Genomic DNA, 12,190 nt, shown 5'->3' with positions numbered 1-12,190 from the left:
CAGTAATTACCGTATAGGTATTTTTTGAGATTAGAGCTAGTATTTATAAAAATTATTTAATTTTATAGCTTTATTAACTATTCCATAGAACTTTCAGCGAGTATGTATACAAGAAAATTTTTAGCTGTTGAGAATGAAAAGATTATAAAAGCAATTAGAGAGAATGGTTACTTCGTATTTGAGGAAGCTCTTACCAAAGAATATGTAGAATCTATTCTACAAGAAGTAGATTTTGAAAAAGTTTTAGTTAATACAAATGATGTAGGAGTCGTTTTCAGCGGTTCGCAACAATTCTTGACGCATTGTCTGGCTAAATCTAAGAAAGTATATAATGTTATTACATCCAGTAAAGTTTTAGATATCTGCAACAAATACTTTTTGCATAAATTCTTATTAGTAAACCATCGGATTTATCAAACTAAAGCCTCGCATTATATGCCGTGGCACACTGATAATAATCGGCAAGTTGGTTATCAACTTTCTGAAAAACACAATATGCCAGGATTGCTTTTTCTTTTTTATCTTTCAGATGTCACAAAAAATGCTTTTCAGATTGTTAGAAAGTCACATCATTGGGCGGACAACTATAACCACGAGATTTATTTAAGCGAGAGTTTTATCAAGAAATTCGAGAAAGATATTGTTACTTTACAAATGCCGCAAGGAAGTTTAATTATTTGTAATACCCATGTTATTCATCGAGCAGAACCTCTTGACAATAAGAATTATGTGAGAAAGACATTGCTATTTCAAGTTGATGAAGTTGGTGATGATGTGGAGAATGTAGGACATGGGGAACCAAATTTGATTAATACAGAATATTTAGAGAATCTTAGCCCCGCAGTCGTAGAGTATTTAGGATTTGGTCGCCCGCGAAATTATCCAACTTATCCTTATAGTTCTGTATCTACGATATCAAATAGGGAGCTTGTGGCGTTGCAAAAGCAGTTGTTGCTTACTTTATTTAAAGCAATTCCCAAAAAAATGGTTATTGCACTTGTATCTTATAGAGTGATTATTGCTGCTAAAAGAATGATGTGGAAAATCAAACACAACTAAAATCATGAATCTGATTCTAAGGGCTGCTCTAGTGCAGTATCTATCCGCTTATTTGATACGTTTGGTGTAAAGCATAGCTGATAAAATTTTTGTTCGAGTTGCTGTAAAACCTTCTCTTGTTGCCAGTTGTTGAGGGTAAATTGACGTGCAGCTTTACCTAATTCAATGCATTGCTCTGGATGATTTGCTAAAATCACAAGTGCTTTGGTTAAAGCTATAATATCTCCTGGAATAACGGTTATTCCACAACTTTGTAGAACTTGGGCAATTTGAGTATCTGGGTGTACAGTGGCAATCGCAGGTCTTCCTGAAGCACACATACCTTGTAGTTTAGAAGGCATAACTAAATCGGCTGCGGTGGGTAACTGCGGAAGTAAGTGAACATTTGCAAGATTTAATAAATCATTCAATCGGTGTACGGGTTGCAAATTGAGAAAGCGCACATTCAGCATTTTTTTTGCCAACTTTTGCAGGTGCTTTCTCGCAGAGCCTTCGCCACATAGAACAAAGAGTATATTGGGATAATCAATGGCGAGCATTTGTGCAGCAGCAAGTATTACCTCAAGTCCTTGCTTTTCTCCCATACTACCGGAATACAACGCAACAAAAGTATCTGGTGCAATCCCCAATTCTGTACGCAAGGCGCTCGTATGTTGCAAGGGATAAATTGTTTTGGTATCTACCCAGTTAGGGAAATAGACACATTTATATATTAGTACTCCTTTGAGCTTGAGTCGTTCTAACATTTTTTCTGAAATTGTTGAGACACGATCAAAGCGATTTGTCAGCCAACGTTCGATTGTCGATATTAAAGAACGAACAATTCCTGAAGACGGCAAAAGTCCTAAATCAAATCCTGCATCAATTTCAAAATCTTGAATATGTAGCCACGCTTTAGCACCACTTACGCGACTTGTTACCAAAGCCCCCACAACACAGAAAAATGCTGGTTCAACGACAAACACAACATCCGGTTGCCAGTTTAACCCTTGCCATAACACGACAGGAAAGCTGGCGATCGCAAATGAAGCTAGATGTAAAATGCGTTTCAATCCGCTTGGTTTGTGTGGAACCCATAACGGACAGCGCCAGACTTTAACACCTTTTAAAAATTCAGTACAGTAACGCCAAGGGGAGAAACCCGCGTCTACTCGCCACGCTGGGTAATAGGGTAAGGCTGTGACGACTCGCACTTCGTGTCCTTGCGCCGCTAGCCACTCGGTCATCTCGCCTGTATATTTACCAATGCCAGTTAGTTCAGGAGTATAGTTAAGTCCATATACAAGTATGCGCATATTGCGTTTAGCTCGATTTGTGAAAATTTGCATAAATCATCTTTGAGCAGTAACTATCTGCTTAAGTGCTGGTTCTGTTAATGAAGAAGTAAAAGCTTTGTTTTGCGGAGTATTTGATGACCCTGCGGGGTTTCGTATTAAATTTTGCTCAAAAAGCAAGCCAGATTGAGGTAACAGCGATCGCTAAGCAATTAGACAAAAGAACTATTTTGAGGATTCTAAAAAAGCTTATTTCGCTTTAGCTATTTCTACAAGTAGGTAATCTCATTATTAAATCATAGGAAAATCAGATGTAAATCATCCGCGTTCCCTATGTCTATTGCAAGGCTTGCTTAAGTTTTAGTTACTTGTCAAAACCACAGTTTGCTTTTCCCTTCTACGTAAAGGCTGGGCAGGACATCCAGTACAAATCATCATTGAAGGAAGCGAGCGAAAAACGCTACTACACGCGCCTACTACTGCGCCTTTCCCGATGGTAACTCCAGGTGCCACAAACACATTTGTCGCTAGCCAAACTTCATCCTCAATGCGTACTGGCTTAGCAAAGATATCAAAAGACGAAGAATTGTAATCATGACTCGCAGCACAAAGATACGAACGTTGAGAAATGACAACATTATTGCCGATCGCTATGTCACCCAAACTATACAAAACTACATCGTCACCAATCCAACTATAATCGCCAATCTGAACTTTCCAAGGATAAGTAATTCTCGCGGTAGGTCGAATTAACACTTTTTGCCCAACAGTTGCACCAAAAGCTTTGAGTAGCCATCGTCGCCAAGCATACATAAACTGTGGCGATAAACCAAATAAAGTAGACTGGACTAACCACCAAAGTTGTACATACCATCCTGGTTTGCCCCGAAAATTGTGTGGTAATCTAAATTCTTTGAGATTTTGTATCTGATAATCCATAAACTTAAAGTTCGATAAAGCTTCATTGACTTATTCAATTTTTCGTTGAATTAGCACGTTTAATTTAAAAGATTAATCTACCTCATGCTGTTTGTATTAATGGCATTTAATAAACTTTCGGCTGCTTGGTGAATCTCAAATGTTTGTGTAAAACAGTATTTAGCATTTTGTCGCATACGCTGTTGTTCTTGAGGCGACATCGTTAACCATGTGTGTAATACTTGTGTAGTGCCATTTAAATCGTCGCTAGCCACTAACCCTGCTTTAGCTGCTAAAATTTCCCGCCAAATATTCACTTTATTAGAAATTAAAACTGGGGTTCCACACGCCATAGCTTCAGCTACGACAATACCAAAGTTTTCTTGATGCGAAGGTAGTACAAGAACTTCCGCCGCGTGAAATGCACCCCACTTTACATTACCTGACAACATTCCTGTCCAAGTAATTTTCTGACTTATACCTAATTTTTCTGCTTGCTGTTGTAGTTCGGCTTGCCAACCAGTTTGATCGGGACCTGCTATGACAAGATGTAGCGAATCATCAAGGCTTGCGACTTTGGCAAATGCTTGAATGAGAAGATCGCAACCTTTTTTGATATGAATTCTACTGAGAAATAAGAATAGGCGTTTATGCGATAGTTGAGGAAACTGAAGGAGAAATTGTTGCCGTTGTAGCGTTGGGTTTCCTTGAGGTGCTGCTGTACCAAAGTTGACAACAACTTCATGGCATTTGTATAACCAAAACGATTGACGGGCTAACAGGCGTTCTTCTTCGCAAGTAAAAAAAACGGCGCGTGCGTCGCGCAATACTTGATAGTCTGCCCAGGGCCAATAAAGCCATTTTTTTAAATGTTTGAGGGGATAAGTGCGTTTGAACCAAGGATCGAGCATTCCGTGAGTAAAGACAAAATAAGGCGTGTTGGTATTGCGTAAAGCCAACCACGTTCCAAAACTAGAATATTGCCAAATTCCGTTAGCGATCGCACAGTCATAATTACGCGCGTTGTGTTTTAACCAAGGTACAAAATTGGCTGAGTACCCATAACCTGTGATTCCAGGTCCTAATGCATGAACTTTCAACGGAAATGTTTTCAACCACGGTGCATTTGGCGAATCAAGACACGCGACTTCACTTATGCAGCCTCGGCTGTTTAGTAATTCACTCATTTGCTTTACTGCTTCAATCGGTCCCCCACTAGCAGGATCAACCGATGCGATCGTCCAAAGAATTCGCATATTCTAGTTCTTAGTACTAATTAACAAAACCAACCGGACGAGAAAAATATAATAGTTGCTTGGATAACTGCTTAATAGGTTTTGCTGGCACTCCAGCGTATAAGTAATAAGAATCTGTGTATTTTTTGTTGAGTAAAGATTTGGCTCCAAGCACGGAATAGTCAGGTAACGAACTATTTCCTAATAGTACGCAGTTTGTGCCAATAAAGCAATAATTACCAATGCTAATAGGCGCAGATGATTGTCGGCATGATTCAAGGTCAATACTATGAGATAAAATCTGTGATTGGAAGCCAGCAAAAGTTGAAAAATTGCCAATAATAACTGAATTTGTACAATCAATTAAATGGCGATTAGTAATTGCGGAATGTTCGCCTAGAACCAGTTGCGGCTTGCGGTCTATTTCATGTATAAAATGAATTTTAGAATTTAGCGGAAAGCCTGTAATCCAATTACCTTTACCTATGGCAGCAGATTGCTTGAGATGCACAGAATCTACACTTTTGCACACGGTAAAGTGTCCAATACTCGAATGAGCTTCCATAATTAAGTATTGAGGAAAAACCCAAGCAAAGCCAATTCTACTCGTTGGATGAATTTGATAGCCGAAAGCTATTTCTAATAGCCAACGCCGAATCAACCATGGTAGAAATAAGCTCAGCAACATGAAAAGCTGTTTCATTTATATTTAACTAACTCAATGTAAAGTTGGTTATATTGATCAATCATTTCATCTAAAGTAAAACGTTTGATATTATTCAAACCTTTTTGAATCCAAAGATGACGTTCTACGGGATCTACTAAACGTAAAATATCTTCTGCAAATCCAGATTCATCTTCTATAGATCTCATTAAAGCTGAGTCGCCCACGACTTCGGGAAGAGAAGTGCGATCGCTACAAATAACAGGGCAACCACAAGCCTGCGCCTCAATCACAGGCCAGCCAAAACCTTCGCATTTTGAAGGAAATAGAAATACAAATGCCCGATTATAAAGTGCCTCTAGTAAATTGTTATCAGGTTTGATAATTTGGATAATTTGCTCTTTAATATTGAGTTGCTCAGCAAGTTGAATTTGCTCAGTGGTCAAAGCTTCGCCAGCAAAAATTAATTGCCCATCCCATTGTTCCTTAATTTTAGAGAAAATTCTCATAATTCCATCGCGATTTTTCCGCTTAAGGCTTGAACCAACATTAAGAATAAAAGGCTTGGATAAATCTAATTCAATTATATTTGCTAGTCTAGAATCAACTTCGTCTCGATAAATTTGCTTGTAGCTATAATTTAGTCCGTTCAATACTAAACGAATTTTTTTAGTAAACAAGGAATTCTCGATCAGCTTTTCAAGATCGTGTTTTGTCGATGAAGAAACACAAACAACCATTTGGCTTTTTTGCAAACTTTTAAGAATCCAATTTTGTAAAACTTTTCCTGTCATTGATGCTGGACAATCGGTATCGTCACCTAATGCGCCGCGTACGGCAAGTAAATCGTGACACGTTACTAGATGCGGTACGTTCTCCAAATATTTGGCGTACATAGCATTAGAGTGGTCGCAGATATGGACAACATCCGCCCATGCGATCGCTTGACACAGTTGTTGAGGAAATAGTAAAAATTTATCTATATAACCAAGCCATTTTACTAATCCGAAACTTGATAGTTTTAATTTACCAAAAATAGGTTGTGGTTGAACTAAACGAACTTCATGACCTCGCTGAGTCAAACCCGTTTGCAGGATCTGCGCAAATCGCAGCATACTTTCTTGTCGATCTGGTAAATAATTGCCAAGTAGTAAAATCTTCATTTCGCATATTTTGGTATGTTAGTACGGCAAGCTGCCAAACAAATACCACTGCCAAAAACTGTAAATCCCAAAGTTGTAGGCTGACCAAATTGCCCATTTAGTATCAATAAGGCAGAAGAACCAAAAAGTAGTAAAGGTAAAATATTTCCCTTAGCAGCGCATTCTACGCAAACCTTACCCATCCAGCACATTAGGGCAATTCTCCACACAATAAATAGTAAGCCTAACAAGAAACCACTTTCAAGAATGATTCTTGCCCATTCTCCTTCCGCAAGTAAAAATTCAGCTTTTCCTATGATCAAAGCCGATCCGGCATTTGTCCCCATACCGAGTCCATGACCCAAAAAAGGAACTGCGTCTAAGTTCTGAAAAGGTTCTGAAAAGCTTGCCAAAAATCTTCCTAAAGGACCTCCACTTCTTGCTTCAGCTGTGTTGGCGCTGTCAATTCTCGTATCCAGAATCTCAACTGCTTCGTTAAAAGAAGGCACAAATCTTAAGCCGACGCTGACGATGATAATAACAACAAGCAATCGATAAGACTTAATAGCTAATTGCGGTCTACTTAACATAGCAACGAATAGCGATATGATTACTGTTGCGATCGAAGCGATCGCGCTACGACTTCCTGAACTCACAACAGCGACAACTAAACTTAATCCTGTAGCAGTTAATAGCCAGGTAGGATATGTTTTACTCTGGATAAGTCCATACAAAACAAAGGAAGTCACTAAAGCGAAATACTGAACAGCACCTGTAATAAAGGAAAACGTCCCTGGTGGGCGAATCTTTCCCATTGCAGAATCGATTTGTTTACCCTCTCCACCTGCAACCGTATTAATAAAAGCATCGGATGGGGAATTGAACTGTATAACCATCAAAATAGTCATAGGAATAGCCAAAACAAGAAGCCACCAACCTATCTTTTTGACATCTTCAATATTAAAGACTTTGGGGATCAGGAAGATTAAGGGTAAATGTAAAAAGTTAGTCCGCAGTCCAAACAAAGTGACTGTTAAGCTACTGTCCGCAGTAATTACAGTAAATAAACCTCCTAAAAAAGAAACAAACCCTAATAAAATAATTGAGCGAGTGAATATGTCTTTAGGAAATAAATTATTTTTATAAGCTAGAAGAAAAATTCCAATAATGAGAGGATCTCTAATAACTAATAAAGGTGCAGATAGTTGTGGTGCGATCCATTTTCTTAAAGCACCTTCAAATATTAATAATACTAAGTATAGCCAGATGAAATATTTAATATATTTTATATTGGTATTCACTTTAGAAGCTAAAGCAGGAGAATTATAAAGCATAGTATGTTGATAGTTTATACATAGTTTTGAATAGTTTTAACTAAACATTCTCCATAGCGTTTCCAAGTATATTGTGATGCTTTTTGTAAAGCGGCTTGGCTCATTTCTAGAAGTCGTTTGCGGTTGGATGCTAAAAGGTTAAGTTTTTGCGCGATCGCTTCTGCTGAGCGAATTGGGACAATAAAGCCATCTTCACCATCAGTAATGATATCGGGACCAGCGGTGTGCGGTGTGGTAATGACAGGTAAACCCTGCGCCATTGCTTCGAGAATGACTAACCCAAACCCTTCAAAGAGTGACGGAAAGACAAAGACATCATGATGACTCATTTCTTGTAAAACTTGCTGATGCGGAAGTGACGCAATCCAACGATGCGTTACTAAGGCTTGTTCTAAAGGAGAACACAACTGATTGAATCTACCAATTAAAGTTAACTCAGCGCGATCGCCTAACTGTTCAACTGCATCTAAAAGATAAGAAATACCTTTACGCTGACTCAAACTTCCAACGAATAAAACTTTTAATTTATTTTCATTAAGTTTATGGCGATTTACAACTTCAGTATAGCTACAAGGCGCTCCATAAGGAATGCAAACTACAGGTGCTTTGAAATCTGGCGCTAACTGTAATGTCTGACGAGTAAAACTACTAGCAACTAAGACAACATCTGACATCTGTAATTCTATATCTTTGCGTGCTAATTTATCAGCACTATCAAAGTTAGCTTGTAGGGTAGACGACCACTCTGGGTTTAATTCAGCTTCTTCTTGCTGAATGATCTGTCCCATTTTCCAATAGCCAATTGGTAGATCGTAAAAACAAGTTAACCCTAGCTTTTTAGCCGCTTTAAAAGTATAAATTGCTGCGTCCTCATAACAGTAAACACCAGCAATTTGATATTTCTTATAGTAAGTTGTAAGTTGCTTTGCTAAAATTCTATCTAAACTACCATAAACCGAGTCAATCGATGCCCATCCTGTTTCATGAGTAATGAGGAACTGCAAGCCTATTTTCAGCGATACTAATCTAGCTAATTCCCGAAATGGATGTTGATTAATCTTACATCTCGGAAGCGGATAAGTGCGCCTAAGAAGTTCTTGCTTAACAGCAGTTGGTAGTAATTTAAAATACCAGTCTGACTGATGTACTGCTACTGTAGTTTGATACAAAGATAGCTTTTCTGCTTGTTCTAAAGCGGAAATAGCACCGCGAACATTTGCATTTCCAGTAGGGTGAGACAGTAATAGCATGAAGTTAGTAGTGTCCTTAATTTATTTTCGAGAAGAAAGTTCTACAGGTGCAGCATGCTGAACAAGCTTTTGCGGAACAGACACAAATTCTTGATATCTTTGATTTCTGTACCAAAGTGCATATTCTCCTAATCCGTTGCTTAATTTAATAGTTGGTTTGTAATTCATTGCTGTTAATTTAGAAATATCTGCGACCCATCGAGATGGATCTCCTGGACGAACTTGATTATTAAAATGAATTTTTACTTCTTCAGGAAACGATTTGAACAAATTAAATGCCGCATCTTTGATAGTAACTTCTTGTCCGTTAGCAATATTGATAATTTGAACTTGTTTGGGTTGGGGATTTTGATTGACTAAAATTGCTGCTCTAGCAATATCAAACCCATGAATAAAATCACGAGATTCGTTACCGGTGCCAAACAGAGTAATACTTTGCTGCTCCTGTGGTGCTTGTTCGTAGTACTTAGATAAAATATCCCAAAATAGCTGTTTTCTAAGACCAACTCCGTAAGCTGAGAAGATTCTTAAAATGGAACACGTAATTCCATAAATCGCAGAATAGCTTTGGAGAAGGCTTTCAGCAAGTTGTTTATGAACTCCATACGGTGAAATGGGAGCCGGTAACTCAGTTTCTGAAATTGGCAAAACCTTGGGATTCCCGTAGACTGCTGCACTTGAAAACAAAATAAAATGACACTGCGGCTGATTACGTACAATGTATTCAAGTAGCTTTGCAGTTCCAGGTAGAAGTTTATTAAAGTCTTGAAAAGGTTCTTGAATCGAGTAAGCAACTAAGGCTGAACCTGCTAAATGGAAACATACAGCTAGTTCAACATTGTGTAGAAAAGCCTTAAAATCGACTTGAGAAGTAGAGCTTTGAACAAAATTAGTCCAAAGTTCAAGGTTCTTCGGTAACTTATGATCTATTCCATATATTTGATAACCAGCATCAACACATACTTGAGCTAAATACGTTCCTAAAAATCCTGCTGCTCCGGTAATTAAAACTGACTGTTTGTTTGTTGAGAAAGTATTCATTTCCTTCATAGTTTTGATAAATAGAGAATAAGTATTGAAGCAATTCATCTTAGGCAAGAAGAGATTCATATTTTTCTACATAAAATGAAATTGGTTTTAGATACATTTTTAATTCTTGATACGAAGCGTTTGCTAATGTTTTATATTCCTCCTCTGACATATTTGCTGCGACTTCAAGGAGGTGCGCTAGCTGCTCAACATTATTAGGTTCACAACTTAAGGAATAGCGTCCTGCGGCTTCTGGTAAACCACCGTCACGAGTGATAATACAAGGAACACCAACATTTCTTGCTTCAAGTGCTGTCAATCCAAAATCTTCTTTTGTATGGGGTGGTATAACTATCCAGCGAGAAGAACGAATGACTTCTGCTTTTTTTTCATCATTGACAAATCCTAAAATTTCTATTCCATCAATTTTCTGCTGTTTTATGTAATTTTCTATATCAGCGCGTAGTGGCCCATCTCCCATTAGTTTTAAAGACCACTTCCGTCGATCTAGGTTGGCTTGAGCATATGCTTTGACTAATACTTCAATACCTTTGTTTTGAATCCAACGCGCTAGAAAGACAAATCCGTTACGTTGGTTAATTGCTAATCTCCCTTCGGGAAGCTGAGAAACAGTAGGGACTCTACTACTTTTATGTGACTTGACGTGTGGCTCCCAAGTTTGCCAAACAAAGTTAGAGTTATATAGCCGCAGATGGGCAAAATTGGCTACAACTTTCCAAATTGCAGAATAAATACCCCAACCTCGTTTACACCAATAGTTATGAATTGTTAATACTACACGTTTACCCAAAAGTCGCGCCAATAAAATGACATCTGGAGATGTATTCTGTCCGTGTACAATATCTGCCCAAGCTATTTGTTGAATTAAAGCTATACTTCCCTTGTCTACAAAGGAGAAAGGTACTTGGCTTTTTTGGCACATAACTTGCAGATTATCCTGTAGTGCAAATCCTTTAACGCGCTTAAAGCAAAGTCTTACTTCTAAAGCGAGATTTTGACTAAGAGATTGAGCTAGAGTAAGAACAAAAGCTTCCATGCCTCCATAAATACCTTGGCATGGACTCACTATCAAAACTTTTATCTTTTTTCTATTCTGGGAATCTACAGTTTCCGCTTGATTTTTATGAAGTAAATGCATCTTTAATTTCTTGGGCAATTACAGACCAATTGCAGGTGTCGTTGTACCAAAGCTGTAAGTTACGCGATCGCTCTTTTAAAGAGTTATTTAAAAAATCTGAATGCTGCTCAAATTCGCTGGGATGTGTTAACCAGCAGAAAGGTTTTTGGCTTTGTTTTGAGGCATATGGCGAAAGGATATTCAGACCATGTGCAGCATATGCCATGAACGTGCCAGACTTTGTAAAACTCTGCGGGCTTTGAGTAGAAATTCCAAATTCAGCTTGTGATAAAATTGTTGAAATTGTTTGGTTAGAAGCAATTCCTATACAAGAGTAAGTATTGTGAGGAAGAGTTTTTTCTAAGAGTTCTTTCTCTACTATTTCCAACTCTTCGCTGTTACCTCCCCCAATTAATAATAGTTTCTTCAAGCGCCCAGAATTGTATAGTTTTTTGATTTCGCTTTGCACTTGCTGAAGCGTATTAATACGGTTTCCTTGCATCCCGAACAACACAAAAACACCAGGTTGCGTAGCGCAATGCGATCGCTGCTGATTAGGTACAATGTTGGAGCCAACAGGTAGCAACTTAACTGCGGCTTGAGGAGAAAAACTTTTCAACCATTCTACATAGTCTGAAGTCGTCGTAAAAATACTGTCAGCAATGCTTGCTAAGCGCTTGATACTCCAACGATGTAATCCTTCTTGTAGCAGAAAATGTTTATTCCACCAGGGAGATTTATGCCAAAGTTCATGAAAGATAATGACAAGTTTTCCATCATTATCTTTTCGCCATTGAGTTAATGCTTTTGATAACCATACTGGACATCCTAAAGAATGAAACCCATAACCGCTATATTGAATTAGAAGCTGTTGAGGTGCTAGCTTTTTGAGTTGAGATACAAATAATTCTTTATTGCATTCAAGCTGATGGACAGCGAGTTGGGGATATTGAGCTTTTGATTCGTCTAAACCTCTAACAACTAAATAATTAAATTCTGAAATATTTGACCAAGCTGTAACAAGATTAAAAGTGTAATCACCTACACCACAAATTGTAGGCGGTAACTGAGGTAATACAATTGTAATTGGCGATGAATGCTGGCTAGAGTTATGAGAAATAACTGATGTCATTAAATTCACTACGAG

Annotated in this window: 11 protein-coding genes; 1 reads left to right on the top strand and 10 read right to left on the bottom strand. The window is 38.1% G+C overall.

Features of this window, described 5'->3' with window-relative positions:
• Positions 1-102 precede the first annotated feature (102 nt).
• Positions 103-1,059 carry a phytanoyl-CoA dioxygenase family protein gene (locus NIES1031_RS19630; RefSeq protein ID WP_073551163.1) on the top strand — a complete coding sequence of 319 codons (957 nt, stop codon included), beginning with the start codon at positions 103-105 and terminating at the stop codon, positions 1,057-1,059.
• A 2-nt stretch (positions 1,060-1,061) separates the two neighbouring features.
• On the opposite strand, the gene NIES1031_RS19625 is transcribed toward NIES1031_RS19630, so the two are convergent.
• From NIES1031_RS19625 to NIES1031_RS19580, 10 genes are all read right to left on the bottom strand, one after another.
• Positions 1,062-2,354, bottom strand: coding sequence for a glycosyltransferase WbuB (locus NIES1031_RS19625; RefSeq protein WP_084544413.1), 1,293 nt, complete (start codon positions 2,352-2,354; stop codon positions 1,062-1,064).
• 339 nt (positions 2,355-2,693) lie between these two features.
• Positions 2,694-3,272 (bottom strand): putative colanic acid biosynthesis acetyltransferase, encoded by a 579-nt coding sequence (locus NIES1031_RS19620; RefSeq protein WP_073551161.1) that lies wholly within the window; start codon positions 3,270-3,272, stop codon positions 2,694-2,696.
• Positions 3,273-3,349: 77 nt separating this feature from the next.
• On the bottom strand, positions 3,350-4,507 hold the full coding sequence (locus tag NIES1031_RS19615; RefSeq protein WP_073551160.1) for a glycosyltransferase: 1,158 nt from the start codon (positions 4,505-4,507) through the stop codon (positions 3,350-3,352).
• Positions 4,508-4,523: 16 nt separating this feature from the next.
• Positions 4,524-5,189 (bottom strand): acyltransferase, encoded by a 666-nt coding sequence (locus tag NIES1031_RS19610; protein ID WP_073551159.1) that lies wholly within the window; start codon positions 5,187-5,189, stop codon positions 4,524-4,526.
• A complete protein-coding gene (locus NIES1031_RS19605) occupies positions 5,186-6,313 on the bottom strand; it encodes a glycosyltransferase family 4 protein (protein ID WP_073551158.1) in 1,128 nt (375 codons plus the stop codon). Before NIES1031_RS19605 ends, NIES1031_RS19610 begins: the two co-directional genes overlap by 4 nt.
• Positions 6,310-7,626 (bottom strand): hypothetical protein, encoded by a 1,317-nt coding sequence (locus tag NIES1031_RS19600; protein ID WP_073551157.1) that lies wholly within the window; start codon positions 7,624-7,626, stop codon positions 6,310-6,312. The genes NIES1031_RS19605 and NIES1031_RS19600 overlap by 4 nt, the downstream gene beginning before the upstream one ends.
• Before the next feature lie 14 nt (positions 7,627-7,640).
• Entirely contained in the window at positions 7,641-8,876 is a 1,236-nt protein-coding gene (locus NIES1031_RS19595; RefSeq protein WP_073551156.1) for a glycosyltransferase family 4 protein, read from the bottom strand.
• 21 nt (positions 8,877-8,897) lie between these two features.
• Positions 8,898-9,986, bottom strand: coding sequence for an NAD-dependent epimerase/dehydratase family protein (locus tag NIES1031_RS19590; protein WP_084544408.1), 1,089 nt, complete (start codon positions 9,984-9,986; stop codon positions 8,898-8,900).
• Entirely contained in the window at positions 9,967-11,064 is a 1,098-nt protein-coding gene (locus tag NIES1031_RS19585; RefSeq protein ID WP_084544407.1) for a glycosyltransferase family 4 protein, read from the bottom strand. Before NIES1031_RS19585 ends, NIES1031_RS19590 begins: the two co-directional genes overlap by 20 nt.
• Positions 11,048-12,175, bottom strand: a complete 1,128-nt coding sequence (locus NIES1031_RS19580) for a glycosyltransferase (protein ID WP_073551153.1) — start codon at positions 12,173-12,175, stop codon at positions 11,048-11,050. Before NIES1031_RS19580 ends, NIES1031_RS19585 begins: the two co-directional genes overlap by 17 nt.
• Positions 12,176-12,190: the final 15 nt, after the last annotated feature.

It is taken from the genome of Chroogloeocystis siderophila 5.2 s.c.1, assembly GCF_001904655.1.
Taxonomy (GTDB): domain Bacteria; phylum Cyanobacteriota; class Cyanobacteriia; order Cyanobacteriales; family Chroococcidiopsidaceae; genus Chroogloeocystis; species Chroogloeocystis siderophila.
Note: the sequence above shows the minus strand (reverse complement) of the source record. Positions and strands in the feature narration are given on the sequence as shown.